Source organism: Pseudomonas sp. C1C7, from assembly GCF_013359595.1.
Lineage (GTDB): Bacteria > Pseudomonadota > Gammaproteobacteria > Pseudomonadales > Pseudomonadaceae > Aquipseudomonas.
The window spans coordinates 76,923-103,409 of the sequence record NZ_JABFMP010000016.1 but is presented as its reverse complement, the minus strand read 5'-3'; the positions used below and the strand labels follow the sequence as shown (position 1 = coordinate 103,409).

General features: G+C 61.2%; 26 protein-coding genes. 7 read left to right on the top strand and 19 right to left on the bottom strand.

Translation table 11 applies throughout. The features are described from left to right. Nucleotides 1–33: 33 nt before the first annotated feature. From HNO86_RS15400 to rplM, 7 genes are all read right to left on the bottom strand, one after another. Nucleotides 34–447 (bottom strand): ClpXP protease specificity-enhancing factor, encoded by a 414-nt coding sequence (locus HNO86_RS15400; RefSeq protein WP_110964812.1) that lies wholly within the window; start codon nt 445–447, stop codon nt 34–36. Nucleotides 448–463: 16 nt separating this feature from the next. Next, nucleotides 464–1,081, bottom strand: coding sequence for a glutathione S-transferase N-terminal domain-containing protein (locus tag HNO86_RS15395; RefSeq protein ID WP_175377794.1), 618 nt, complete (start codon nt 1,079–1,081; stop codon nt 464–466). A gap of 150 nt (nt 1,082–1,231) precedes the next feature. Beyond that, a complete protein-coding gene (locus HNO86_RS15390) occupies nt 1,232–2,014 on the bottom strand; it encodes a cytochrome c1 (protein ID WP_175377793.1) in 783 nt (260 codons plus the stop codon). Then, the gene (locus HNO86_RS15385) at nt 2,014–3,225 is read right to left on the bottom strand and encodes a cytochrome bc complex cytochrome b subunit (protein WP_175377792.1); all 1,212 of its coding nucleotides are present in this window, start codon (nt 3,223–3,225) and stop codon (nt 2,014–2,016) included. Before HNO86_RS15385 ends, HNO86_RS15390 begins: the two co-directional genes overlap by 1 nt. Next, complete coding sequence (gene petA / locus HNO86_RS15380; protein ID WP_110964816.1) at nt 3,225–3,818, bottom strand: ubiquinol-cytochrome c reductase iron-sulfur subunit; 594 nt, start codon at nt 3,816–3,818, stop codon at nt 3,225–3,227. Before petA ends, HNO86_RS15385 begins: the two co-directional genes overlap by 1 nt. A 268-nt stretch (nt 3,819–4,086) precedes the next feature. Beyond that, nucleotides 4,087–4,479 (bottom strand): 30S ribosomal protein S9, encoded by a 393-nt coding sequence (gene rpsI, locus HNO86_RS15375; protein ID WP_175377791.1) that lies wholly within the window; start codon nt 4,477–4,479, stop codon nt 4,087–4,089. A 14-nt stretch (nt 4,480–4,493) separates the two neighbouring features. Beyond that, nucleotides 4,494–4,922: a 50S ribosomal protein L13 gene (rplM, locus tag HNO86_RS15370; RefSeq protein ID WP_013789889.1), complete on the bottom strand. Its 429-nt coding sequence runs from the start codon at nt 4,920–4,922 to the stop codon at nt 4,494–4,496. Between the two features lie 244 nt (nt 4,923–5,166). Between rplM and HNO86_RS15365 the strand changes: the two genes are divergently transcribed. Further along, on the top strand, nt 5,167–6,207 hold the full coding sequence (locus tag HNO86_RS15365; RefSeq protein WP_175377790.1) for an NADP(H)-dependent aldo-keto reductase: 1,041 nt from the start codon (nt 5,167–5,169) through the stop codon (nt 6,205–6,207). Nucleotides 6,208–6,337: 130 nt separating this feature from the next. Here HNO86_RS15365 and HNO86_RS15360 read toward each other — a convergent pair whose 3' ends face one another. Continuing rightward, nucleotides 6,338–7,474: an acyl-CoA dehydrogenase family protein gene (locus HNO86_RS15360; protein WP_175377789.1), complete on the bottom strand. Its 1,137-nt coding sequence runs from the start codon at nt 7,472–7,474 to the stop codon at nt 6,338–6,340. A 222-nt stretch (nt 7,475–7,696) separates the two neighbouring features. On the opposite strand from HNO86_RS15360, the gene HNO86_RS15355 reads away from it, so the two are divergent. From HNO86_RS15355 to HNO86_RS15340, 4 genes are all read left to right on the top strand, one after another. After that, entirely contained in the window at nt 7,697–8,617 is a 921-nt protein-coding gene (locus HNO86_RS15355) for a GlxA family transcriptional regulator (RefSeq protein ID WP_175377823.1), read from the top strand. A 239-nt stretch (nt 8,618–8,856) separates the two neighbouring features. After that, nucleotides 8,857–9,744: a nitrilase family protein gene (locus HNO86_RS15350; RefSeq protein ID WP_175377788.1), complete on the top strand. Its 888-nt coding sequence runs from the start codon at nt 8,857–8,859 to the stop codon at nt 9,742–9,744. A 13-nt stretch (nt 9,745–9,757) separates the two neighbouring features. Further along, the gene (locus HNO86_RS15345; protein ID WP_175377787.1) at nt 9,758–10,942 is read left to right on the top strand and encodes a hypothetical protein; all 1,185 of its coding nucleotides are present in this window, start codon (nt 9,758–9,760) and stop codon (nt 10,940–10,942) included. A gap of 35 nt (nt 10,943–10,977) precedes the next feature. Next, nucleotides 10,978–11,955 (top strand): asparaginase, encoded by a 978-nt coding sequence (locus tag HNO86_RS15340; protein WP_175377786.1) that lies wholly within the window; start codon nt 10,978–10,980, stop codon nt 11,953–11,955. 78 nt (nt 11,956–12,033) lie between these two features. Here the strand turns inward: HNO86_RS15340 and zapE are convergent, their stop codons facing one another. The 3 genes from zapE to HNO86_RS15325 form a co-directional block, all read right to left on the bottom strand. Further along, nucleotides 12,034–13,128, bottom strand: coding sequence for a cell division protein ZapE (gene zapE, locus HNO86_RS15335; protein ID WP_175377785.1), 1,095 nt, complete (start codon nt 13,126–13,128; stop codon nt 12,034–12,036). Between the two features lie 90 nt (nt 13,129–13,218). Further along, the gene (locus tag HNO86_RS15330) at nt 13,219–14,571 is read right to left on the bottom strand and encodes a tryptophan--tRNA ligase (RefSeq protein ID WP_175377784.1); all 1,353 of its coding nucleotides are present in this window, start codon (nt 14,569–14,571) and stop codon (nt 13,219–13,221) included. A gap of 24 nt (nt 14,572–14,595) precedes the next feature. Then, nucleotides 14,596–15,225: an alpha/beta hydrolase gene (locus HNO86_RS15325; protein ID WP_175377822.1), complete on the bottom strand. Its 630-nt coding sequence runs from the start codon at nt 15,223–15,225 to the stop codon at nt 14,596–14,598. Between the two features lie 144 nt (nt 15,226–15,369). Here HNO86_RS15325 and HNO86_RS15320 point away from each other — a divergent pair, with 144 nt between their 5' ends. Then, nucleotides 15,370–15,804: a ZapG family protein gene (locus HNO86_RS15320; RefSeq protein ID WP_175377783.1), complete on the top strand. Its 435-nt coding sequence runs from the start codon at nt 15,370–15,372 to the stop codon at nt 15,802–15,804. Between the two features lie 88 nt (nt 15,805–15,892). Here HNO86_RS15320 and HNO86_RS15315 read toward each other — a convergent pair whose 3' ends face one another. The 8 genes from HNO86_RS15315 to HNO86_RS15280 form a co-directional block, all read right to left on the bottom strand. After that, nucleotides 15,893–17,278: an aspartate aminotransferase family protein gene (locus HNO86_RS15315; RefSeq protein ID WP_175377782.1), complete on the bottom strand. Its 1,386-nt coding sequence runs from the start codon at nt 17,276–17,278 to the stop codon at nt 15,893–15,895. Between the two features lie 21 nt (nt 17,279–17,299). Next, entirely contained in the window at nt 17,300–18,772 is a 1,473-nt protein-coding gene (locus tag HNO86_RS15310; protein WP_175377781.1) for an NAD-dependent succinate-semialdehyde dehydrogenase, read from the bottom strand. 267 nt (nt 18,773–19,039) lie between these two features. Beyond that, on the bottom strand, nt 19,040–19,519 hold the full coding sequence (locus HNO86_RS15305) for an Lrp/AsnC family transcriptional regulator (RefSeq protein ID WP_175377780.1): 480 nt from the start codon (nt 19,517–19,519) through the stop codon (nt 19,040–19,042). 68 nt (nt 19,520–19,587) lie between these two features. Then, on the bottom strand, nt 19,588–20,589 hold the full coding sequence (gene doeB / locus HNO86_RS15300) for a N(2)-acetyl-L-2,4-diaminobutanoate deacetylase DoeB (RefSeq protein ID WP_175377779.1): 1,002 nt from the start codon (nt 20,587–20,589) through the stop codon (nt 19,588–19,590). A 3-nt stretch (nt 20,590–20,592) separates the two neighbouring features. Beyond that, the gene (gene doeA, locus HNO86_RS15295; RefSeq protein ID WP_175377778.1) at nt 20,593–21,783 is read right to left on the bottom strand and encodes an ectoine hydrolase DoeA; all 1,191 of its coding nucleotides are present in this window, start codon (nt 21,781–21,783) and stop codon (nt 20,593–20,595) included. Between the two features lie 54 nt (nt 21,784–21,837). Next, nucleotides 21,838–22,830, bottom strand: a complete 993-nt coding sequence (gene eutC / locus HNO86_RS15290; RefSeq protein ID WP_175377777.1) for an ectoine utilization protein EutC — start codon at nt 22,828–22,830, stop codon at nt 21,838–21,840. A 36-nt stretch (nt 22,831–22,866) separates the two neighbouring features. Continuing rightward, on the bottom strand, nt 22,867–23,838 hold the full coding sequence (eutB, locus tag HNO86_RS15285; protein ID WP_175377776.1) for a hydroxyectoine utilization dehydratase EutB: 972 nt from the start codon (nt 23,836–23,838) through the stop codon (nt 22,867–22,869). 106 nt (nt 23,839–23,944) lie between these two features. Then, nucleotides 23,945–25,339: a PLP-dependent aminotransferase family protein gene (locus tag HNO86_RS15280; RefSeq protein WP_175377775.1), complete on the bottom strand. Its 1,395-nt coding sequence runs from the start codon at nt 25,337–25,339 to the stop codon at nt 23,945–23,947. A gap of 281 nt (nt 25,340–25,620) precedes the next feature. On the opposite strand from HNO86_RS15280, the gene ehuB reads away from it, so the two are divergent. After that, nucleotides 25,621–26,478, top strand: coding sequence for an ectoine/hydroxyectoine ABC transporter substrate-binding protein EhuB (gene ehuB, locus HNO86_RS15275; protein ID WP_175377774.1), 858 nt, complete (start codon nt 25,621–25,623; stop codon nt 26,476–26,478). The last annotated feature ends 9 nt before the right edge of the window (nt 26,479–26,487 follow it).

The following is a 26,487-nucleotide window of genomic DNA, read 5'->3' as shown; positions in this document are numbered from 1 at the left end:
AATAAAAAGGCGACCCTTTCGGATCGCCTTTTTTTATTTCACCACTTTAAGACTGGGTCGACCGCTTGGGCGCGGCGGCTCGCTATCCGGTGGCGGAATATCGTCATCCGGCTCGATCTCGTCCTCATCGCCCATAGGCGACTCCAGATCGAACACCATGCCTTGACCGTTTTCCCGGGCGTAGATGCCCAGGATCGACGCGATAGGCACATACAGCGTATGCGGCACGCCGCCAAAGCGGCCTTCGAAGCTCACCGCCTCGTTGTCCATGTGCAGGTGACGCACAGCCTGAGGCGATACGTTCAGGACGATTTGCCCATCACTGGCAAAACCCTGCGGCACCTGAACCGACGGATACTCGGAGTTCACGAGTATGTGCGGGGTGCAGTCGTTGTCCACAATCCACTCATAGAGCGCGCGGACCAGATAAGGTCGACTGGAGTTCATAGCGGCTCCTTAAGCCTTAGCGCATATCGCGTTCGACGCCAGACAGACTCGCCTGGAAAGCCTCACGCGCAAACTGGCGCTCCATGTAATCAAGCAGCGGCTTGGCAGGCCGCGGCAGTTCTATACCCAGAATCGGCAATCGCCAGAGTATTGGCAATAGGCAGCAATCCACCAGGCTTTGTTCCTCACTGAGGAAAAACGGCTTGTCGGCGAACAGCGGCGACACGCCCGTCAGGCTTTCACGCAGCTCCTTGCGCGCCACGGCACGGGCCGCATCCTTGGTCCGCGGATCCAGAATCTGATCCACCAGCCCACACCAGTCACGCTGAATGCGGTGCATCAGCAGACGACTGTTGGCACGCGCCACCGGATACACCGGCAACAACGGCGGATGCGGATAGCGCTCATCCAGGTATTCCATCACCACCGTGGACTCCCACAACGCCAGGTCCCGATCGACCAGGGTGGGCAAGCTGCCATAAGGGTTCACTTCGATCAGTTTAGGCGGCTGGCGACCCGCTTCCACGTAGATGATCTCGGCGCTGACACCCTTCTCTGCCAGTACGATTCGCACTCGGTGGGAATAGTGGTCGGCGGGGTCGGAGTAACAGGCCAACCGATTGGTCACGCCCATGGCGGTCCTCCTCGCTTGTAGAAATGATCGAAAGCGGAAAAACGAACGCGCCCAGAGGGCGCCTCCGGTAACGACTGGCGGACCAGACTCGTTACACCTTCAGAGGCGCCCTTGGGCGCGCGCGATTAACAGCAAATGCTTGAAGCTTTATCAGTGCACGTCTTTCCAGTATTCACGCTTGAGCAGGTATGCAAATACGAAGAAGAACGCCAGGTACAGCAATACATACGTACCGATGCGCTGATGCTGCAGCTTAACCGGGTTAGCCGAGTAAGCCAGGAAGGTTACCAGATTCTTGACCTTCTCATCGAACTGCTCTTCGGTCAAAGAACCACTCTTTGGCACGATCGTCAGTTGATCGCACGCCTCATGAGTCAGCGCCGTACCGGTCAACGGATCGAATTGCTTCTTGCCGTCTTCGACGATCTGGACCTGTTTGCAACCCACCACCTGACGACCTTGCAGGCCGACCAGGACGTTAGGCATGCCGACGTTCGGGAAGACCTTGTTGTTCACACCCCAAGGGCGCGACGGATCTTCGTAGAACGACTTCAGGTAACCGTAGAGCCAGTCGGTACCGCGAACACGAGCCACCAGGGTCAGGTCGGGCGGTGCCGCACCGAACCAGGTCTTGGCGTCAGCCGGCTGCATGCCGATGGTCATGTGGTCGCCGATCTTGGCGCCGGTAAACACCAGCTTCTCGAGCATCAGTTCATGAGGGATACCGAGGTCATCGGCAACACGCTCATAACGTTGGAACTTGGCGCTGTGGCAACCCATGCAATAGTTGGCAAAAGTACGCGCGCCATCCTGCATGGCAGCCTTGTCCGATACGTCGATGTCGACTTTTTCCAGCTCCGGACCACCGTGTTCAGCAGCGAAAGCGAACACCGGCAGTGCCGCAAGCATCAATACCGCAAATAGTTTTTTCATCAGCCAGTCACCCTTTCCGGAACCGGTTTGGTCTTCTCGAGCCGGGTATAGAACGGCATCAGAATGAAGTAGGCGAAGTACAGGAAGGTACATACCTGCGACAGCAACGTACGCTCAGGGGTAGGCGCCAATACGCCCAGAACACCCAGGATCACGAACGAAATGCAGAATACCCAGAGCCAGATCTTGCTCATCCAGCCTTTGTAGCGCATCGACTTGACCGGGCTGCGGTCCAGCCACGGCAGGACGAACAGCACCGCGATGGCCGCGCCCATGGCGATTACGCCGAAGAGCTTGTCCGGAACCGCACGCAAGATCGCGTAGAACGGAGTGAAGTACCAGACCGGAGCGATGTGTTCCGGAGTCTTGAAGGCGTTCGCCACTTCAAAGTTCGGCTTCTCGAGGAAATAACCGCCCATCTCCGGGAAGAAGAACACGATCGAGCAGAAGATGAACAGGAACACCACCACGCCGACGATATCCTTCACGGTGTAGTACGGGTGGAAGGCAATGCCGTCCAGCGGTACGCCGTTTTCGTCCTTGTGTTTCTTGATGTCCACGCCGTCCGGGTTGTTCGAACCCACTTCGTGCAGCGCCAGGATGTGCAGCACCACCAGACCGAGAATCACGATCGGCAGGGCAACCACGTGCAGGGCGAAGAAGCGGTTCAGAGTAATACCGGAAATCAGGTAGTCACCACGGATCCACTGGGTCAGGTCGTTGCCGATGACCGGGATCGCACCGAACAGCGAGATGATCACCTGGGCGCCCCAGTAGGACATCTGGCCCCATGGCAGCAGGTAACCCATGAAGGCTTCCGCCATCAGCGCCAGATAGATCAGCATGCCGAAGACCCACACCAGCTCACGCGGTTTCTGATACGAACCGTAGAGCAGGCCACGGAACATGTGCAGGTAAACCACGATGAAGAACGCCGAAGCGCCGGTGGAGTGCAGCAGACGCAGGATCGAGCCGTACTCGACGTCGCGCATGATGTATTCGACGGAAGCGAATGCTTCTTCCGCCGACGGGGTGTAGCTCATGGTCAGCCAGACACCGGTAACGATCTGGTTGACCAGAACGAGCAGTGCAAGGGAACCAAAGAAATAGAAGAAGTTGAAGTTCTTCGGGGCGTAGTACTTGCTGAGATGGTCTTCCCACATTTTGGTCGCGGGAAAGCGCGCATCAACCCAATCCATGAACTTGCTCATCACGCGTTCTCCTTATCGACGCCAATGACAATGATTTCATCGGTCTCATAGGAATGCGGGGGAACTGGCAGGTTCAAGGGCGCAGGTTGCGCCTTGTAGACGCGACCAGCCAGGTCGTAGTGGGAACCGTGGCAGGGGCAGAAATAACCGCCTACCCAGTCCTTGCCCAGATCTGCGGGGGCGACTTCGGGACGGAATGTCGGCGAGCAACCCAGGTGCGTGCAGATACCGATCAGCAGCAGAACCTCAGGTTTGATCGACCGGGTTTCCGGATCGACATAGGTCGGTTGAGTCGAGTTCTTGGAGGTCGGGTCAGACAGTTGACCCTCGATCTTCTTCAGATTCCCCAGGATTTCCGGAGTACGGCGGACGATGAATACCGGCTGGCCACGCCATTCAGCAATCATCTGCTGGCCTGGCTCGACTTTGCTGACATTCACTTTCACCGGTGCACCTGCGGCTTTCGCCTTGGCACTGGGAAACCATGACCCCACGAACGGGACCGCAGCCCCCACCGCTCCTGCAGCACCCACCACGGATGTAGCTGCTACCAGGAAGCGACGCCGGCCTGCATTCACGCCGTCATTGCTCATTCAGTCCTCTCCCATCAGCTTTGTGGCCTGTTAAATCAGGCATCTACTAAGTGAAACTCTGTACTTATAAAAATTTTGCCGAATGGTAATGAAAACCCCCAATTCTGACAAGGTAATTACCGGGAGCTACTCCCCCCAAGCCTTGTAGTATAGGGCGTCTACGGATGTGGCAAGTTGTCACAGAGCAATTCTTTTAAAAATCGCAGGCACAAAAAAACGCCCAGATCCGTGAGGAAACTGGGCGTTCTTTTTTGAACGTGGAAGCGAATTAACGCTTCGAGTACTGCGGACGCTTACGCGCTTTACGCAGACCAACTTTCTTACGTTCAACTTCACGGGCGTCGCGGGTTACGAAACCAGCTTTACGCAGCGGGCTGCGCAGAGCTTCGTCGTAGTCCATCAGGGCGCGAGTGATGCCGTGGCGGATTGCGCCAGCCTGGCCACTAACACCACCGCCGATCACGGTGACGTAGATGTCGAACTTCTCGACAGTCTCGGTCAGCTCCAGCGGCTGACGAACTACCATGCGGGCAGTTTCGCGGCCGAAGAAGGTATCCAGCGAACGGTTGTTGATGGAGATTTTACCAGTGCCCGGACGCAGGAAAACGCGTGCGGTTGCGGTCTTGCGACGGCCAGTGCCGTAATTTTGAGTCGCCGACATAATGAACTATTCCGTTAAATCTTCAGTTCTTGGGGCTGCTGAGCAGTATGAGGGTGAGCAGCGCCCGCATAGACTTTCAGCTTACGGTACATGTCGCGGCCCAGCGGGTTCTTAGGCAGCATGCCTTTTACCGCGGTCTCGATCACGCGCTCAGGGGCCTTGGCGATCAGCTTTTCAAAGTTGATCGACTTGATGCCGCCCGGGAAACCGGAGTGGGAGTAGTACATTTTGTCGCTGGTTTTAGCGCCAGTAACACGAACTTGCTCAGCATTGATAACGACGATGTAGTCGCCGGTATCAACGTGAGGAGTGTACTCAGGCTTGTGCTTGCCACGCAGACGGCTGGCGATTTCGGTGGCCAGACGACCCAGGGTCTGACCAGCAGCGTCGACGACAAACCAGTCGCGCTTTACTGTTTCCGGTTTAGCAGTAAAAGTTTTCATTCTTTATAGCCTCAGGGGCCGCCTGTAAATAAGACGGCGGATCTTACTGAATAGTGCGTACTTTGACAAGTCAAAGGCAGCCGGATACAGACGCTTTCGGGGGCTCGGGTCGGCGCGTCCGTTCAACGGCAAGATTCTTCGGCGGCGGCGCATCACTTCCACTGCAGAAAGAGGTGCGCAATTATGCAGATTGCGAAAAATATTTCAACCTGCTTTTATGATTGCTTTGCCCAAGGAGGACTCGATGGAGTATCGCCAGTTAGGCCGGACCAATCTGAACGTCAGCGCAATCTGCCTGGGCACCATGACCTGGGGCGAGCAGAACAGTGAAGCCGATGCCTTCGCCCAGATCGAGCGGGCCAAGAGCGCCGGGATCAATTTCATCGACACCGCCGAGATGTACCCGGTACCACCCAAGGCCGAGACCTACGCCACCACCGAACGCTACATCGGCAACTACTTCAAGAGCCGCGGCGATCGCGCCGACTGGATCCTGGCCAGCAAGATCGCCGGCCCCGGCAACACCATCGACTACATCCGCGACAAGAACCTGCGGCACAACCGCCAGCACATCACCGAAGCCGTGGATGGCAGCCTCAAGCGCCTGCAGACAGACTATATCGACCTCTACCAGTTGCACTGGCCCGAGCGCAGCACCAATTTCTTCGGACAATTGGGCTACAAGCACAAGATCGAAGCCAATCTGACGCCGCTGGAAGACACCCTCGAAGCGCTGGACGAGCAGGTCAAGGCCGGCAAGATCCGCCACATCGGCCTGTCCAATGAAACGCCCTGGGGCACCATGCGTTTCCTCGCCCTGGCCGAAGCCCGTGGCTGGCCACGCGCGGTATCGATCCAGAACCCCTACAACCTGCTCAACCGCAGCTTCGAAGTCGGCCTGGCGGAAATCGCCATCCGCGAACAGTGCGGCCTGCTCGCCTATTCGCCGCTGGCGTTCGGCTTCCTGTCAGGCAAGTACGAAGGTGGCGCCCGCCCGCCGAAAGGCCGCCTGAGCCTCTACAGCCGCTTCAGCCGCTATTTCAACCCGCAGTCGGAGGCGGCGTGCAGCCGCTATGTGGCGCTGGCCCGCGAGCACGGCCTGGACCCGGCGCAAATGGCCCTGGCCTTCGTGACGCAGCAGCCGTTTGTCACCAGCAACATCATTGGCGCCACGACGCTGGAACAGCTGGACAGCAACATTGCCAGTTTTGATCTGAAGTTGTCGGATGAAGTGCTGGAGGGGATTGAGGCGATTCACAAGGATCATCCGAATCCGGCGCCTTGATTGATCTTCAGATCCCATCGCGAGCAGGCTCGCTCCCACAGGTATCCAGGTTGAACACATCTTGTGTAAACACCCGAAATCACTGTGGGAGCGAGCCTGTTCGCGATGGCGTCGCCGAGGTCAACTCCGATCAGAGCGACCGCGCAATGATCTCCTTCATGATCTCATTGGTCCCCGCATAAATCCGCTGCACCCGCGCATCCGCCCACGCCCGGGCCACCGGGTATTCCCACATGAAGCCGTAACCGCCATGCAACTGCACGCATTCATCGAGGACCTTGCATTGCAGGTCGGTGCCCCAGTACTTGGCCATCGCCGCCGTCGGCACGTCCAGCTTGCCTTGCAGATGCAGCTCCATGCAGCGGTCGACGAAGACCCGGCCGATCTGGATTTCGGTCGCCATCTCCGCCAGCTTGAATCGGGTGTTCTGGAAGTCGGCAATAGATTTGCCAAAGGCCTTGCGCTCGCGGGTGTATTCCAGGGTCCACTCCAGCGCCGCTTCGGCTGAAGCCAGACCGCCAATCGCCACGGTCAGGCGCTCCTGAGGCAATTCCTGCATCAGGTAAGCAAAGCCCATCCCGGCCTGACCCAAGAGGTTTTCCTTCGGCACCCGGACGTCCTGGAAGAACAGCTCAGAGGTGTCCTGGGCCTTCATGCCGACCTTCTCCAGGCGCTTGCCCTTGTCGAAGCCCGGCGTGTCGGCTTCCACCAGAAACAGACTGGTGCCCTTGGCGCCCGCCTTCGGATCGGTCTTGGCCACGACAATCACCAGATCGGCGAGATAACCGTTGGTAATGAAGGTTTTCGAGCCGTTGATCACGTACTCGTCGCCATCCAGCACCGCCGTGGTCTTCACCCCTTGCAGGTCTGAACCGGCGCCCGGCTCGGTCATGGCGATGGCACTGACCATCTCCCCGGAGACCAGTTTCGGCAGGTATTTTTGTTTCAGCATTTCACTGCCGTAATGCAGGATGTACGGCGCCACGATGTCCGAATGCAGGGAGAAACCGATGCCGGTCAGCCCCAGCCGCCCCACCTCTTCGATCACCACCGCGCTGTAGAGAAAGTCCGCCCCCAGGCCGCCGTATTCTTCCGGCAGGTGCGAGCACAACATCCCCGCCTCCCCGGCCTTGTTCCAGAGTTTGCGGTCGATGAAGCCCTGTTTTTCCCACTGCCCATGGAACGGCACCGCCTCTTTTTCGAGAAAGGTTCGCACGCTGTCACGGAAGAGTTCGTGCTCGGAACTGAACAAGGTTCGGGGAATCATGCGGCACCTGTCGTTAGTTTTTAGAAGAGGTTGACCTTCAGAGACTAAGCCGCAGGTCCGATACAGGACACTGGACACATCCGACAAAAAATAAGACGATCCAGCCGTCTGGTGACCACTTTCCCTTATAAAAACAAAAGTTGAATTATGTCTAACCAAGCCTCCACGCCCCTGCGGCGCGTCAGCATCCTGGCCATCGACCGGGTTTTCGCTTCCACCCTCATGCAAGCCAAGGACTTCTTCCACCTCGCCAGCCTGCGCTACGGCAAGCAGCTGGGCCACGGTCTGGTACCGGCCTTCGAAACCCGGCTGGTCAGCCCCGACGGCAAACCGGTGCAGAGCTTCAGCAATGTACTCATGCCGGTAGACGGCGGACTGGAAAATGCCGACATCATCGTCATTCCCGCGTTCTGGGACGACTTCGAAACCCTCTGCCAACGTTATCCACAGGTCCTGCCCTGGCTGCGCCAGCAACATGCCCGCGGCGCGGTACTCTGCGGCGAGGCCACCGGGGTTTTCTGGCTGGCCGAGGCCGGGCTGCTCGACGGTAAGGAAGCGACCACCTACTGGCGCTTCTTCAATGCCTTCGCCGAACGTTTCCCGCGTGTGTACCTGAATCAGGACAAACACCTGACCGACGCCGACAACCTCTACTGCGCAGGCGGCACCACCTCCGCCTGCGATCTGTACATCTACCTGATCGAGCGCTTCTGCGGCGCCAACGTGTCCCAGGCCGTGGCCCGGGACATTCTCTATGAAGTGCAGCGCAGCTACTCGCCGGGACGCATCGGCTTCGGCGGCCAGAAACTGCATCAGGATGTGATCATCCTGCAAATCCAGCACTGGCTCGAAGAGCATTTCGCCGACAAGTTCCGCTTCGAGGACGTCGCCCGCGAGCACGGCATGAGCATCCGCAACTTCATGCGCCGCTTCCAGACCGCCACCGGAGACAAGCCTTTGCACTACCTGCAACGCCTGCGCATCGAAACCGCCAAGGGCCTGCTGTCGGGCAGCCGCAAGAGCATCAAGACCATCAGCTACGAAGTCGGCTACGACGACGCCAGCTTCTTCGCCCGCCTGTTCCGCCAGCACACTGAGCTGTCGCCGAACCAGTATCGGCAGCAGTTCCAGCAAGCGGCCTGACCCCTCCCCCTTGCAGGAGCGAGCTTGCTCGCGATGGAAGACCGGACACCGCTGGGTGTCAGGACGCCAGCGTTATCGTTGACGACCATCGCGAGCAAGCTCGCTCCTACAGGCTTCAAGTTTTCGGAAACAGACTACAACCGGAACAGAAGCGTCTGACTTACACCCACCTGCGACTTCACCTTTTATTGGCACGCCACTGAAACAGCGTGAATAACAATAAAAAGAGGTCATCAGGAATGAGCGAGCCAACAAGCCCCGTTCGTGTCGCCGTCGTGCAATTCGATCCTCAGTTCGGCGTCGAGAATCATGAATCCAACTTGCGCCAAAGCCTCGAACTGGCGCAGGAGGCCGTCAACGGCGGGGCGAATCTCATCGTGCTGCCGGAGCTGTGCAATACGGGTTATCTCTTCGCCAACCGGCAGGATGCTTTCGCCCACGCCGAGCGGGTTCCGGACGGGCCGAGCGTTCAACTCTGGATCGACTTCGCCCGCAAACAAAAGGTTTACCTGGTAGCCGGTGTGGCCGAACTCGATGGCATGCGGCTGTTCAATACGGGCGTCCTGCTCGGTCCGTGCGGTTTTATCGGCAAATACCGCAAGGCCCATCTCTGGAATATGGAGAAGCTCTGGTTCACGCCCGGTGATCTGGGCTTTCCGGTGTTCGATACGCCCATCGGCCGCATCGGGCTGCTGATCTGCTGGGACATCTGGTTCCCTGAGGTGCCGCGAATCCTCAGCCAGCAAGGCGCGGATATCATTTGCAGCCTGAACAACTGGGTCTGGACGCCACCGCCACTGTTCGACGACGCCGGCAAGTGCATGGCGTCGTACCTGACAATGACCGCAGCGCACGTCAACAACGTGTTTATCGCAGCCGCCAGCCGGATTGGCGAAGAACGCGGCGCGCGCTACCTGGGTTGTTCGCTGATTGCCGGCACCCACGGCTGGCCGATCGGTGCCGTGGCATCGGCGGACCGGCAGGAAATCCTGTTCGCCGATATCGACCTGACCAGTTCGCGCAGCGCGCCGACCTGGAATGCCCTCAACGATCTGCATCGTGATCGGCGCACCGATCTCTACGACTCCATGCTCGGTTACACCCACCACCCTCGTCTCCCGCGCTGAAGGAGGCAGGCCGATGAATATCCCGACCGCGAACCATCAGCGCTTCAGCCCTGTGGATAAAACCGTTGTCCTGCTGATGATCGGTACGACGTTGCTGATCATCTGGCTGTGGCTGAGCAACCGTTCGATCTGGACAGCGCACTGGCCCGGTTACGACGACATGGTTTCGGCGCTGCACGACCCCGTTGCCTGGTTGCGTTGGGTGCTTGGCGATATCAGCGAGGTGGCCTTCTACAAACACGAGTTCGCCTCGATCGGCTTGCTGGCCGGTGCCTACCTGGCCTACTGGGCCAACAGGACGGGAAAATCCTGGCAGGGTTTTGCCATTTGTTATGGCACGGGCCTTTGGCCTTGGCTGGTCACCAGTTCGTTGCTGGGGCTGCTTCTAAGCAATCTGTTATGGGGCTGGACAGTGAGCGCCGGTGATTGGCAGCCCACCTTTGTCGCCTTCGTTTCCTTGCCAGCGGCGATGGTGCTGATGTTCGGTGGCGGCTGGAAGGTCACGATCAACGGCGCAATCATGGGGGCTTTGCTGGTCACGCCGATGTGCCTGCTGATCGTCAACTTCGTGTGCAATCCGTTGGCCCTGCCGGCGGTGATCGGCAACGTAATGGGCATGGCCAGCGCCAGCGTGGTGGCCTGCCTGATCTGCCGACATTGGCCGACCCTGGTCAAGTCCGCGCGCCCCGAAATGCCACCCCCAGCCCCTCCCACCAAGACACCCGACTATGGCGTCATCTGGTCCCTGCGCCGGGTATTGGCGGATTTCTCCGAAGCCCCCTTCTTCGGCAATGAACTTGCCAGCCTCGGCCTGCTGCTGGGCGCCCTGCTGGCCTACAGCCTCAACCCCTCAAGCCCAGCCTACGGTTCCGGCCTGCTGTTGCACATCATCGCTGCCCAGGCGCTGACCTCCGCCATTGGCGTGCTGTTCTGGCGCCCCCAATGGAAGGCGCACGGCTGGTATCCCACCTATATCCCGCTGGTCTCGGTCGTGCCCGCGTCGATCCTGACCCACGGCGCCAGCTGGGGAGTCATGGTGACGAGCGCCTGGCTGGGCGCATTGCTGGCCCCTCCCCTGGCCCATGCAATCGCCAAACGCCTGCCGGCCGACATGCACGCCTACATCGCCAATGTCCTGTCGATGGCCATCAGCACGCTACTGATCGTGCCGCTGATCGGTTTCATGTTCGGGGAGTAATCAACTCTTTTCATCTCAAACGAGCGAGGTATCACATGGACCTGCCAAAACTGGCCATCGCGGCACTCGGCGGCACGGTGAGCATGCAAACCGGCAAGGCCGGTGAAGGAGTGACGCCGTCGGTCAGCGGCGAAACCCTGCTGGCCTCCATTCCGGGGCTCAATACGCTGGCCCGGGTGACGGTGGAAACCCTTGGCCTGCTGCCCAGCGCTTCGCAGGATTTCGAGTTTTTGCTGAGCGTGCTGGCCTGGGCGAAGTTTCAGATCAAGCAGGGTGCCGCGGGGGTGGTGATTACCCAGGGCACCGACACCCTCGAAGAGGCCGCGCAGTTCTTCGACTACCTATGGCCCCACGACCAGCCTCTGGTGCTGACCGGCGCGATGCGTTCCGCTGCACAACCGGGCGCAGACGGCCCGGCGAATCTGTTGGATGCCTGTCGCGTGGCTCTGGCGCAGAACAGCCGCCAGCGCGGGGTTCAGGTGGTGATGAACGGGCAAATTCATCTGGCGCGCAGCCTACGCAAGACCGACTCGCTGGCCTTGCAGGCGTTTTCCTCGCCCAACGTGGGCCCGGCGGGCCTGTTGTTGGAGGATCGGGTTTGCTACCTGCGCTCGCCGGACCCGCGCGTCGTGTTGCCCCTGCCGCAACAGACCAGCCACAAAGTCGCGCTGCTCGAGGCTTCGCTGTCGGCCGACACCCTGCTGCTGGAAAACATCGTTGCGCTGGGGTACGACGGACTGGTCATCGCAGGTTTCGGTGCCGGTCACGTCTCGCCTGACTGGGCGACGGAGATTGGGCATGTCGCCAAGGAAATTCCGGTGATCGTCGCTACGCGTACCGGTTCCGGGTCTACGGCGCGGGCTACTTATGGTTTCAGGGGTGGGGAGATGGATTTGATTCGCAAGGGGGTGTCGATGGCGGGGTTTGTGTGTCCGCGCAAGGCGAGGATTCTGTTGTGGTTGCTGATTGGGTGTCAGCAGCAGGATGAGGTGGGGCGGTATCTAAATGGCTGACGCATAAGCCCGCTCCCACAGGGGTTCGGAGGTGAATCAAGCCCATGAAAAAGGCCTGCGATTGCAGGCCTTTTTCTTTTACGGCTTGTGCGCCCGCGACAGGAATTCGTGGGACTGCATCTCCAGCAACCGGCTGAGGGTCCGCTGGAATTCGAACGTCAGGCGTCCGCCGGTGTAGAGGTCTTTGAGCTCCACTTCGGCAGAAATGATCAGTTTCACGTTACGGTCGTAGAACTCGTCGACCATGTTGATGAAACGACGGGCGATGTCGTCGGTGGTGACGCTCATCTGCTCGACGCCGCTGAGCAGCACGGCATGGAAGATCTTGCCCAGTTCGATGTAGTCGTTCTGGCTGCGTGGGCCGTCGCACAATTCGCGGAAGTCGAACCAGGCCACGTCGTCGCAGGTGCGCAAGGCGCGGATTTCGCGGTTTTCGATGATCAGCACATCGTTCTCGACCGCTGCCGTGCATTCCGGCGTCAGCGCGCGGAAGCTCTTGCGCAGGCTTTCGTGGGCGGCTTCGTCGAGCGGGAAGTGGAACAGTTCCGCCTGTTCGAGGTGGCGCAGACGATAGTCGACGCCGCTGTCGACGTTGACGATGTCGGTGTGCTGCTTGATCAGCGCAATGGCCGGCAGGAAACGCGCACGTTGCAGACCGTCCTTGTACAGGCCGTCCGGCACGATGTTCGAGGTCGCGACCAGGGACACGCCGTTCTTGAACAGCTCTTCCATCAGGGTGCCGAGGATCATGGCGTCGGTAATGTCGGATACGAAGAATTCATCGAAGCAGATGACGCGGGTTTCGGCGGCGAAACGCTTGGCGATGATGGTCAGCGGGTTTTTCTCGCCGCCCAGGGTTTTCATTTCTTCGTGTACGCGCTTCATGAAGCGGTGGAAGTGGGTACGGGTCTTTTCCTTGAACGGCAGCGCTTCAAAGAAGGTGTCGACCAGGTAAGTCTTGCCGCGGCCTACGCCACCCCAGAAATACAGGCCCTTGACCGGGGTCTGATCCTTCTTGCCAAACAGTTTGCCCAGCAGGCCCGGTTTGTTCTGCTCGGCCGCGACCAGATCGTCGTACAGGCGCTGCAAATGACGCACGGCGGTTTCCTGCGCAGCGTCATGGAAGAACTCCGGGCGTTTCAGATCAGCTTGATATCGTTCTAGGGGCGTCATAATTCGTTAGCAAGGCAACAAAAACGGGCCGTCACTTTAGCGATGGCCCGTGGGAATGGCAATCAACCCTTGGTCGGGTCGAGCCGTTGGTTATTCCTGAATCGGCGTCAGGGCAATGCGCAGAGCGTCGATCGCAGTGTCGCGGGCGGCGCTGTCGGCGAAAGCCGGGCTGTCGGCAACGCACTCGCCTTCCAGCCAGACGCTGAAGCTCAGGTCTTCGCTGCGCACGTCCAGTGGCTGGCCCGCTTGCAGTTGCTTGGTCACCTGGCCTGCGGTCTTACCGTCGGCGAAGTTGCGCGACAGCAGCAGTTGTTCGCCATCGGCCGCCAGCAGACGGAAACGGAAACTGTCGTCTTCGCGGAAGCTGACGAAACGCGCAGCTTTGGCGGCTTTCTTCTTGGTGGTCGCCGCCACTTGTGTCTGGGCGACGAAGGAGCGCAGGCCCACCGCTTCACGCAACTCTTGAAGGAAAGGCGTCGCGACCGCACGGGCTTTTTTCGCGCCGTGCTGCAGGATGTCTTCCAGGTCCGCCGGGCGCTCGATCAGCTGTTGATAACGTTCGCGGGACTCGCCCAGTTCGTTGTCCAGCAACTGGAACAGACGGTTCTTCGCCTCGCCCCAACCCAGGCCCTGCAGCAGTTCGCTGCGGAACTCGTCAGCTTGCGCCGGGGTGGCGAAGGCCTGGAACAGGGTGAACAGGTGCGAATTGTCCGGATCTTTCGCTTCGCCCGGGGCACGGGAGTCGGTGACGATCCGCGAAATCGCGTCCTTCATGTCCTTGGCGCTGCTGAACAGCGGAATGGTGTTGTCGTAGCTCTTCGACATTTTGCGACCGTCCAGGCCCGGCAAGGTAGCGACGCTTTCCTCGATCAGCGCTTCGGGCATGGTGAAGAACTCCTTGCCCTGGCCGAACAGGTGGTTGAAGCGCTGGCCGATGTCGCGGGCCATTTCCACGTGCTGGATCTGGTCGCGACCGACCGGCACCTTGTGCGCGTTGAACATCAGGATGTCCGCGGCCATCAGCACCGGGTAGCTGTACAGGCCCATGGTGATACCGGCATCCGGGTCTTCGCCGGTCTCGACGTTCTTGTCCACCGAGGCTTTGTAGGCGTGGGCGCGGTTGAGCAGTCCCTTGGCGGCAACGCAAGTCAGCAGCCAGGTCAGCTCGGGGATTTCCGGGATGTCCGACTGGCGGTAGAAGGTTACGCGATCCACATCCAGGCCACCGGCCAGCCAGGTCGCGGCGATTTCCAGACGCGAGCGCTGGATGCGCAGCGGGTCATCGCACTTGATCAGGGCGTGATAGTCGGCCAGGAAATAGAACGAATCGGCATTGCTGTCGCGGCTGGCGACGATCGCCGGGCGGATGGCGCCAGCGTAGTTGCCCAGGTGCGGCGTGCCGGTGGTGGTGATGCCGGTGAGGATACGGGTACGAGTCGTCATGGGTAATCGCTTGTCAGACTGCAATCAATTCGAAAGACGCGGCAGGATAAGATCCTTGAGATCGGTCAGCTTGCCATGAAAAAAGTGTCCGCATTCTGCCACTTTCAGCAGCTCATGGGGGCGTTCAAGTTGTTCGGACCAGTCGTAGACGACCTGCGGAACGATGACTTCGTCGGTTTCCGGCTGGATCACGGTCAGTTCGCCCTGTTGCGGCAGCTGATCCTGATCCCCCAGGCGCATCACCGCCGGGGCGACCATGAACAGGTGTTTGATCTGCTCGCCCCGGGATTCCAGGCGCCCGCCAAGGCTGGCGGCGACGAAACCGCCGAAGGAGAAACCGAACAGGGTCAGCGGCAGATCCGGGCGCTTTTCCCGCAACCATGCCGCGGCGGCCTGGGCGTCATCGACTTCGCCGGTGCCCATGTCGTGCGTGCCTTCACTGGCGCCAACGCCGCGGTAGTTGAAGCGCAGGGTGATCAGGCCGGCATCGCGGGCGGTGCGTTGCAGGGTCGAGACCACCTTGTTGAGCATGGTGCCGCCCTGCACCGGGTTGGGGTGGCAGATCAGCGCAATGCCGCGCGGCTGCTCGTTATCCAGGTACAGGGCTTCCAGTTGACCGACCGGGCCATCAATCACTACAGGGGTTTCACGCATCAGCAAGGAAAGAACTCCGTGACCTTGAATCGGGTCGACTCGTCTAGCAAATTGTCTGCGACTGTCTATTGCGAGCGAATCGCGGTATACAGCGCAGGTTCGAGCCGTTAACGTAAAGCAAAGCCGTTTATAGAGGAAGGACTCGTGGAACACTCGCTCTTAGTTTGGTTGTTGCCGACTCTTGCCCTGGTTGTGGGTGTCGCCATTGGATTCCTGATCGCTCGCCTTGCGCCGAATGCCGCGCCTAGCAGCACGCAACGTCAGCTGGACGATATTCAGGAACGTTTCGACAGTTATCAGAACGAGGTGGTGACCCACTTCAACAGCACTGCGACGCTGGTCAAGAAACTGACTCAGAGCTATCAGGAAGTGCAGGAACATCTCGCCGAGGGCGCCAACCGCCTGGCCCTGGACGAGCAGACCCGCCAACGCTTGCTGGCCTCCCTGCACGCCGACGCGACACAGACTCCACGGGAACGCCTGACGCCACCGCGCAGCCAGGAACCGCCGCGCGACTACGCGCCAAAAGCCCCGAATTCCCCGGGCATGCTCGATGAGCATTATGGTTTGAAGAAGTAGTCGGTCTTCGCGCCAACAAAAAGCCCCCGGACATGTGAATGTCCGGGGGCTTTTTTGTGTCTGTCAGTTTTGTGGTGGCTGATAGCACTCAGCCCAGCACCTCCTGCGCCACCTGATCAATCGCATCCTTGGTAATGCCCACAATCAGATCCGCCTCGGCCTCGGTCAGCACCAGCGGCGGCGCGAAGCCGAGGATGTCGCCATGGGGCATCGCCCGGGCGACCATGCCGCGCTCAAGGCAAGCGGCGGACACCTTCGGACCGACCTTCAACGCTGCATCGAACGGCGTGCGCTGTTCGCGATCAGCCATGAACTCCACGGCAGCGAGCATGCCATCGCCACGCACTTCGCCCACCAGCGGATGGCCTTCGAGGGTTTCGCGCATCCGGCGGTTGAGGTAGGCACCCACCTTGTCGGCATTGGCCGTGAGGTTTTCCCGTTCCAGGATGTCGAGGTTGGCCAGGGCCGCCGCCGCACAAATCGGGTGCCCGGAGTAGGTCCAGCCATGGCCCATCGGACCGTGGGATTCGGACGCTTTTTCGATCACGTCCCAGACCTTTTCCCCGACGATCACCGCCGACAGCGGCGCATAGGCGCTGGTCAGCCCTTTTGCGGTGGTGATCAGGTCCGGACGCATGCCATAACGCTGGCTGCCCATTTTCGAACCCAGGCGACCGAAGGCGCAGACCACTTCGTCGGCGATCAGCAGCACGTCGTATTTGTTCAGCACCGCCTGAATCGCCGCCCAGTAGCCCGCCGGTGGAACGATGATGCCGCCAGTGCCCATCAGCGGTTCGCCGATGAACGCGGCCACGGTGTCCGGGCCCTCGGCCAGGATCATTTTCTCCAGCTCGTCGGCGCAGTAGCGCACGAACGCCGCTTCATCCATGCCGGTCGGCGCCTTGCGGTACCAGTGCGGGCAGACGGTGTGCTTGATGCCTTCGGCCGGCAGGTCGAAATGCTGATGGAAGCTCGGCAGGCCGGTCAGGCTGCCGGTCATGATGCCCGAACCATGGTAGCCACGGTCGCGGGAGATGATTTTCTTCTTCTGCGGCCGGCCCAGCACGTTGTTGTAGTAACGCACCAGCTTGATCTGGGTTTCGTTGGCGTCGGAACCGGACAGGCCGTAGTAGACCTTCTTCATGCCTTCCGGCGCCCAGTCGATGATGCGGCTCGACAGTTCGATGATCGCCTCGGTCGAGTGGCCGACGTAGGTGTGGTAGTACGCCAGCTCCTTGGCCTGCTTGTAGATGGCGTCCGCCACTTCGGTGCGGCCGTAGCCGATGTTGACGCAGTAAAGGCCGGCAAAGGCGTCGATCAGTTCGCGGCCTTCATGGTCGCGAATGCGGATGCCCGATGCGCCCTTGATGATGCGTCCCTTCAGCGCACCGCTGGCGTGGTCGTGGGCGTGGGTCGAAGGGTGCATGAAGTGGGCACGGTCTTGCTCGAACAGCGCGTCGAATTCTTGGTTCATGGCAATCTCCTTAAAAGGGCCTTAGAACTGGCCTTGATGGTGCAGACAGAAGTATTTGGTTTCGACAAAGGCTTCGAAGCCCTCGGTGCCGCCTTCACGGCCCAGCCCCGAGGCTTTCATGCCACCGAAGGGAATCGGATGGCCGGTGAACTTGACGCCGTTGACTGCAACCATGGCGTGGTCGAGACGGCGGATCAGCGGGTAGATCAGGTCCAGGCGATTGGAACAAATGTAGGCCGCCAGACCGTACTCGGTGTCGTTGGCCATCCGGACGGCCTCATCGAGGGTGTCGAACGGCATCACTCCGGCAATCGGCGCGAAGTTCTCCTCGCGGTAGATGCGCATTTGCGGGGTGACATCGGCCAGTACCGTGGGCTGATAGAACAGGCCGCCGAGGGCATGGGCTTCGCCGCCCACCAGCCGTTGCGCGCCCTGTTGCAACGCATCGGCCACGCGCTCGGCGGTGACGTCGAACGCGGCCTGGTGCATCAACGGGCCGACATCCACCTGCTGCTCCCGCTCGCCGATCATCGCCGGGCCGACCCGCAGCTCGCGCACGGCCTCGGCAAAGCGCTTGAGAAATTCCGGATAGACCGCACGCTCGACCATGATCCGGTTGGCGGCGCAGCAGTCCTGGCCGGAGGTCTGGAACTTGGCGGCCACCGCGACTTTCACCGCCAGCTGCAGATCGGCATCGGCGCAGACAATGAACGGGGCGTTGCCACCCAGTTCCAACGAGACTTTCTTCACGTCCTGGGCGGCGGCTTGCAGCACCAACTTACCGACACGGGTGGAACCGGTGAAACTCACCGAGCGCACGCGAGTGTCCTGCACCAGGGTCTGCATGGCCATCTGCGGCTCGCCCAGTACCACGTTGAATACGCCGGCGGGGTACCCGGCTTCTTCCGCCAGCTGCGCCAAGGCAAATGCGGAATACGGGGTTTCGTGGGCCGGTTTGACGACCACGGTGCAACCGGCGGCCAGAGCGGCGGCGGCTTTGCGGGTGATCATCGCCGAGGGGAAATTCCACGGGGTCAGCAGTGCGCAAACACCGACCGGCTCCTTGACCGTGCCCAGATGCGCGCCGGGAATGTGGCTGGGAATGTTCTGCCCATAGAGACGCCGGGCTTCTTCGGCGAACCACGGAATGAAGCTGGCGGCGTAGGCGATTTCACCCCGGGATTCGGCCAGGGACTTGCCCTGCTCCAGGCTGAGAATCCGCGCCAGGTCCTCCTGATGCTCCAGGATCAGCGCCGCCCAACGCCGCAGAATCACCCCGCGCGTCTCCAGGCTCTGCTCACGCCAATCGGCGAACGCCCGGTGCGCGGCATCGACGGCGGCGGCGATCTGCGGTTGATCGAGCATCGGCACATGGCCGATCAGTGTCTGATCCGCCGGGTTGTGCACGGCGATGCTGTGGCCACTGTCGCTGTGCACCCAATGGCCATCGACGTAGCAGAGGGCTTTGAACAGCAGGGGATGTTTGTAGGTCATGGCATTGACTCCGAACCGTGTGCGTGGAGTCCATGCTAGGGCAGCGAGGTGTTGGGGAATTGGGGTTTGGAGGGGGTTGGGCAGGTGGTTTTTTCTGATTGAGCGGGGGGGATTCGGAGGTTTTTGCGGTGGGGCTACAACCACCCCCCTGCAGGAGCGAGGCTTGCCCGCGAAGGCGGTGTGTCAGGCCATGATGATTTTGAGGCTGCCGGCCTCTTCGCGGGCAAGCCTCGCTCCTACAGAGGGTGGCTGGTTGTGGATAAATGTTCAGGATTCCTGAGACAGCTCCGCCGGCAAGGCCCCCGCCGTCTTGATGGTCTTGGTGACGATGTAGGTGAAATACCGCTCGATCCCCAGGTCATCGAGCAGCAGCTGATCAATGAAGCGCTGGTAATGATCAATGTCCGGCGCCTGGATCATCGCCATGTAATCCACACCACCACCGGTGGCGTAACAGAACGCCACTTCCGGCGCGTCGTTCATGCGCTGTTCGAAGCGCCGCATGTCCTGCGCGGTGTGCCGGGCCAGGGTGATTTCCACCAGCACCTGCTGGCTCTTGAACACCGCGCCCCAATCGATCTGCGCGCGGTAGCCCTTGATCAGGCCGAGGGATTCGAGCTTGCGCACGCGCTCCCAGGCCGGGGTGACCGACAGGTTGATCGCCTCGGCCAGGCTCGACTTGGTGATACGCCCGTCGTCAGCGAGGATTCGCAGGATTTTCAGGTCATAGCGATCGAGTTTGTGCATGGGCCGGGAAGCTCCTGAATGAATGGAAAACCCCTTTGGAAATTGAACCTGTGGGAGGGGATGGCGTATTACTCCAGTATGTCCGCGATTACGGCAAGGGTATCGCCACACTGCACCAACCCCGGGAAATGCCGCGCCGCCAGCAGGCCGCTACGTGCTGCGCGGTACTCCACCGGCGCCACGCCGCTACGGGTGGCGTCGTAGACCCGGGCGATGACTTCGCCCTTGTCCACGCTGTCGCCCAGATCCCGGCACATTTCCAGCAGGCCGTCGTGCTCGCTGGCGATGAAGCAATCGCCGTCAGGCATGTCGAGCATGACCGACGGCCCCGTCTGCACCTCGCCCTGAAGAATCCCGGCATGCACCAGCAGGTTGCGCACGCCGCGCTCGGCAATCGCCACGCTGCGCGCGGTGGAGGAACCGCCACCGCCCAGTTCCGTGGTGACGAACACCTTGCCTTGGGACTCGGCGGCCGTGTCGTACATCGCCCCGGCATCCAGCTCCAGCATGCGCATGCTGTACGGCGCATTGAACGCGCGCATGCCGGCCTCGCAGCGGGCCTGCTGCTGCTTGTCCGGCAGCACATGGCAGGCGGCGAACGGCAGGAAATCCAGGGTGCGCCCGCCGGAGTGGATGTCCAGCACGATGTCCGCCAGGGGCAACAAGGTGCGGGTGAAGTAGTCGGCGATTTTCTCGGTCACCGTGCCGTCCGGCTTGCCGGGAAAGCTGCGGTTGAGGTTGCCCTTGTCGATGGGCGACGTGCGCCGCCCGGCATGGAACGCCGGGGTGTTCATGAATGGAATGATGATGACCCGCCCGCTGACCTCGGTGGCCGTCAGGCCCTGAGCCAGCTTGCTCAGGGCCACCGGCCCTTCGTATTCGTCACCGTGGTTGCCGCCGGTGAGCAGCGCGGTCGGACCTTCGCCCCGCGCGATCACCGTGACCGGAATCATCACCGCGCCCCAGGCCGAATCGTCCCGGGAGTACGGCAGCTTGAGAAACCCGTGCTGCACGCCTTCACGAGTGAAATCCACGGTGGCGCTGATCGGGTTGGCAGGCAGATCGCTCATGGTTCAATCCTTCACGAACAGTTGGCGTGGCACGTTGCACAGCGTCTCGACGCCGGTGTCGGTGATCAGAATGCTCTCGGTGATTTCCAGCCCCCAATCGTCCATCCACAGGCCCGGCATGAAGTGGAACGTCATGCCCGGTTGCAACACGCTGGTGTCGCCGGGACGCAGGCTCATGGTGCGCTCGCCCCAATCCGGCGGATAACTGATACCGATCGGGTAGCCGCAACGGCTGTCCTTGTGGATACCGAACTTCTCCAGCACCTTGAAAAACGCCACGGCGATGTCACCGGTGGTGTTGCCCGGCTTGGCCGCTTCCAGGCCGGCGGCGATGCCTTCGACCACGGCTTTCTCGCCCTCGAGGAAATGCTGCGGCGGCTTGCCCAAGAAGACCGTACGCGACAGCGGGCAGTGGTAACGCTTGTAGCAACCGGCGATCTCGAAGAACGTGCCAGCGCCCTTTTCGAACGGCGAATCGTCCCAGGTCAGGTGCGGCGCGCTGGCATCGGCGCCGGTGGGCAACAACGGCACGATGGCCGGGTAATCACCGCCATGGCCGTCGGCGCCCTGGATGCCGCTGCTGTAGATCTCGGCCACCAGGTCGTTCTTGCGCATGCCCGGTTCGATCCGCTCGAGGATCCGCCCGTGCATGTTTTCGACGATGCGCGCGGCGATGCGCATGTATTCGATTTCCTGCGGCGACTTGACCGCCCGCTGCCAGTTCACCAGCCCCACCGCATCGATCAGCCGGGCCTTGGGCAGATTCTTCTGCAGCGACAGGAAAGCCGCGGCGCTGAAGTAGTAGTTATCCATTTCGACGCCGATGGTCAGCGCGTCCCAGCCACGGGCAGCGATCACTTCCCGGGACAGGTAGTCCATGGGATGACGCTCACGGGACTGCACATAGATGTCCGGGTAACCGACGATGTTCTGCTGCTGCATGAACACCGTGCGCTTGGCGCCGTTGGCGTCCTGGCCACGACCGAACCACACCGGCTCGCCATCCAGCGCCAGCAGCACGCACTGGTGAACATAAAACGACCAACCGTCATAGCCGGTCAGCCAGGCCATGTTCGACGGATCGGTGACCAGCAGCAGCTCGATGCCCTGGGCCTGCATGGCCACTCGCACCTTGGCCAGCCGCTGGGCGTATTCCTCCCGGCTGAACGGGAGATTGACGACTATCTCAGACATGCACCTGCCCTCTTGTAGATGAAGCGGGATAAATGACGCGCGGATAAAAAATCTTTAGCTGCCGAACTGGAAACCCTTGCCCGCCGAGCGCGCACGCTCGAACGCAAGATTGGCCATGGCCGTGTCCTGGGCCCCGGTGCCGGTGAGATCACACAAGGTGACCTGCGCCGCCTCCGTGCGACCGGGGCGTTGGCCGGCCAGCACCTGCCCCAGCTCGGCGAAGTTCGATTCGTCGCTGACCACGCCTGCATCGAGGGCGTGATGCAACTCGCCGAGGATGCGGGTCTGGCTCAGGCGATCGGCCACGTAGCGGTCGACCTGCGCCAGCGCCTGCGGGGAAATTTCATTCTTGTGCTCGGCGTCCGAGCCCATGGCGGTGATGTGCAGGCCCGGATGCAGATGGCGCACATCGATCAACGGCTCGCGGCTCGGCGTGCAGGTGATGGCGATGTCGACCTCGGACATGGCTTGGTCGATGCTCGCGCACGGCTGGACGGCAAGACCGGTGTCACGGGCCAGTTCGACACTGAAGGCCCGGGCCTTGGCCGAGTCCCGCGCCCAGACCCGCACGTTGTCGATCGGTCGCACCAGGCGCAGGGCCTGCAACTGCAAGGCGGCCTGCTCGCCGGCGCCGATCAGCGCCACGCTGCGGCTGTCGGCCCGGGACAATGCCCGCGCCGCCACCGCACCGGCGGCCGCCGTACGCACGGCGGTCAGGTAACCGTTGTCCAGCAACAAGGCGTCCAACAGACCGGTGCGCGCCGACAGCAGCATCATCATGCCGTTGAGGCTGGGCAGGCCGAGTTTCGGGTTGTCGAAAAAGCCCGGGCTGACCTTGATCGCAAAGCGCTCCAGTCCCGGCAGGTAAGCGGTCTTCACGTCCACTTCGCCGTTGTGCTCGGGAATGTCCAGACGCAGGATTGGCGGCATCGCCACGGCGGCGGTGGCCAGCAGCACGAAGGCTTGCTCGATGGCTTCGATGCTGGGCAGATCCAGCGCCACACAGGCGCGCAGATCGGCTTCGCTCAACAGGGTGATTTCACTCATCAACGGGCGCTCCCATGGCGTCGTTATTGTTCGGTTTCAGGCCTCGGCTCCGGCGAGCACCCGCAGGTGCTGCTCGGTGTCGACGTTGCGCCCGCTGACCACCACCACGACCGGGCCGCGAGGCTCGATCAGGCCATCGAGCAGCGCGGCAATCCCCACCGCAGCCGCGCCCTCCAGCACCAGGCGCTCCTCGCGATAGGCATGGCGGATGGCGTTGGCGATAGAGGCTTCACTGAGCAAATGCAGGTGATCGCAGGTGTCGCGGGTCATGCTCAAGGTGTACCGGTTATCCAGGCCGATACCGCCGCCCAGGGAGTCGGCCAGGGTCGGCAACTCCTCGACCTCCACCGGATGGCCGGCTTTGAGGCTGGCGTGCATCGCCGCGCCGCGCTGCATGCTGATGCCGTGGGTGACGATCCGTGGGTTGGCGGTTTTCAACGCCAGCGCCACGCCGGCGAACAGGCCGCCACCGGACAACGGCACCAGCACCTGTGCGACGTCCGGTTGCTGTTCGAGGATCTCCAGCCCCAGCGTGCCTTGGCCGGCGATGATCGCCGGGTGGTCGAACGGCGGCAGCAGGATCGCGCCCTGTTCGGCGGCGATCCGCTCGGCCTCGCGCTGGGCGTCGTCCTGGGAATGGCCGACGATGCACACTTCAGCGCCCAGATCGCGAATGGCCTGGACCTTGTTGGCCGGAACCAACTGCGACAGGCAAATGGTCGCCTTCACGCCCTGACGGGACGCGGCATAGGCCAACGCGCGGCCGTGATTACCCGTGGACGCCGCCACGACGCCACGGCGCTTTTCCTCAGCACTGAGTTGCGCCACGGCATTGCTCGCACCGCGCAATTTGAAACTGCCGGTGATCTGCTGGGATTCGAGCTTGAGGTAGACCGGCACACCCAGCAGCCGGGACAGGCTGGGCGAATGCTCCATGGGCGTGCGCCGCACCAGCGCTTCGATACGCTGGCGGGCGAGGTAGACATCGTTGAGCTGTGGCGTTGGCATGACCGCGTCCCGATGAGGTGTTGGGCGCAGTCTAAGAGGGCAGGATTGTCGCGCTGAATGTACTAGGGCAATTTAGCGACAAATTTTTCGGCGTCTTTTTTCTCGCTCAAAAATCGTGGATCCGCGGGTACTGGCCGAAGATTTCGCGCATGGTGATCAGGGCTTCGCGCGCTTCATCATCGCTGCATTCGGCGCCAACACACACCCTCACTGCCCGTGCCTTGGGCGTGCCGCGTACGGTGAACGGGTCCGGCGAGGTGACGGCGATGTGCCGATGACGCAGGGCCCGCACCAGGCTGTCGACCTCCCAATGCGGCGGGATGCCGACCCAGGCATTCAAGGCATGCGGGTGCTGGCCCAGCACGAACTCGCCCAAATATTCGGTGACCATCGCCTGGCGCACCGAGAGCAACTGGCGCTGCAAACGCAGCAGCGTGTCGGCGCGACCATCGCGAATCCAGCGCGTGGCAATTTCCGAGACCATCGGTGTGCCCATCCAGCTGTTCACCCGCAGGATGCTCTCGGTGCGCAGCGCCAGGCGCTTGGGCATCACCAGATAACCCACGCGCAAACCGGTCAGCACCGACTTGGTCATGCTGGTGCAGTAGAAGGACAGCTCCGGCAGGTAATGACTGATCGGTGGCGCGTGACGTTCTTCGAGCAGCGGGCCGTACACATCGTCCTCGATAATGTGCACACCGAAGCGCCGGGCGATCTCAGCGATCTCCCGGCGGCGACTGTCCGGCATCAGCGTGGTGGTCGGGTTGTTCAGGTTCGGCGTGCACACCAGCGCGGTGATGCGCTCGTTGCTGCACATGTCTTCGAAGTGCTCGGGATCGATGCCGTAGCGGTCCATTTCCAGCCCCTTGAGGGTGAACCCCAGCACCTGGGAATTGCCGATGACACCGTGATCGGTGCTGCCTTCACACAACACCACATCGTCGGGCCCGGCCAGAGAGGCCAGGGCGAGAAAGATCGCGTGGGCCGCGCCGTTGGTGATCAGGATGTCGTCACGCTCGACCTTGAGGCCCTGGCGGCCGATCCAGTGCATCGCCGCTTCGCGGTGGGATTCGAACCCGGCGATGGGGCGAAAGGCGTGAATCCACGGCTGATCTTCTTCGGTGCTGAGCTCCCGGCAGGTGTCGCGCCAGAACTGGTCGTGCTCGCGGGTATGAAGGATGCGTGCGATGGAAAAATCCACCAGCGCCCGCTCGGGGCTGTCGAGTATGTAGGTGGCGACCCGGTCGCTCATGCGCCGCGAAACGAAACTGCCGCGCCCCACTTCGCAACGCACCAGGCCCTGACGTTCCAGCTCTTTGTAGGCATTGGTCACGGTCTGCACGCTGATGCCCATGGCATCGGCCACATTGCGTTGCGGCGGCAGACGCTGATCGTTGGCCAGCACGCCCTGCTCGATGTCGGCGGCGATGGCCTGCACCAGAATCTTGTATTTGGATTCGCCGCTGCGGGCGGCATCCAGTGCTGTTTTCCATTTGTTCATCAACGCTGGAACCCGCGTGGTTGGCCGTGCCGACAGCATCTCCCGAGAATCTGTGCAAAGCAATTGTCCTAGTGCAATGCAATGAGGCGCAGGGCTTTTGTATGCTCGGTCCAAGGTCGATGTCCGGACTTGCCAGCAGGTCCGAAAAATAAAACCAATCGATCTGTACGGGTGCGGTGTCCAATCTCAGATATCAGCTTTCGTACGCTTTGCTCTTGCCACACTGCCTCCTAACACAGAGCCGTCAACGACGGGTCCACAAGAAACAGGAGATTTTATCGATGAGCAATTCCTTTCCCCGCAAGTCCCATGCTTTACGCCACCTGTTCGTGGCCTGCGCGATGTTCGGCCTCGCCGCCGGTGCCCACGCCGCCACGACGCTGGAAACCATCACCGAAAACAGCAAGATCCGCATCGGCTACGCCAACGAAACCCCGTTTGCCTTCACCGAAACCGACGGTCGAGTGACCGGTGAATCGCCGGAAATCGCCAAAGTCATCTTCGCCAAAATGGGCATCAAGCAGGTCGACGGCGTGCTGACCGAATGGGGCTCGCTGATCCCTGGCCTGCGCGCCGGGCGTTTCGATGTGATTGCCGCTGGCATGTACATCACTCCCGAACGCTGCAAGCAGGTGATCTTCACCGACCCGCAATACCAGTTGCCCGATGCGCTGCTGACTGCCAAAGGCAACCCGAAGAACCTGCACAGCTATGAAGACATCGCCAAGAATCCGGACGTGAAGCTGGCGATCATGGCCGGCACGGTGAACCTGAAATATGCCCGGGATTCTGGCGTGAAAGACGCGCAGATCCTCCAGGTGCCGGACACCACCGCCCAGTTGCAGGCCGTTCGCGCCGGTCGCGCCGATGCCGCCGTGGGCACCCAGCTGACCATGAAAGGCCTGGCCGCCAAGGGCGGTGACAAGGTCGAGGCGGTCACCGAGTTCAAGGACGACCCGTCGCACACCGGCTATGGCGCCCTCGCCTTCCGGCCGGAAGACAAGGACCTGCGCGATGCCGTCAATGCCGAACTGAAAAAGTGGCTGGGCTCCGAAGAGCACCTCAAGACAGTCGCGCCATTCGGTTTCGACAAATCCAACGTGACAAGCAAAACGGCTGCCGAGCTCTGCGCTCAATAGTCGAAACAG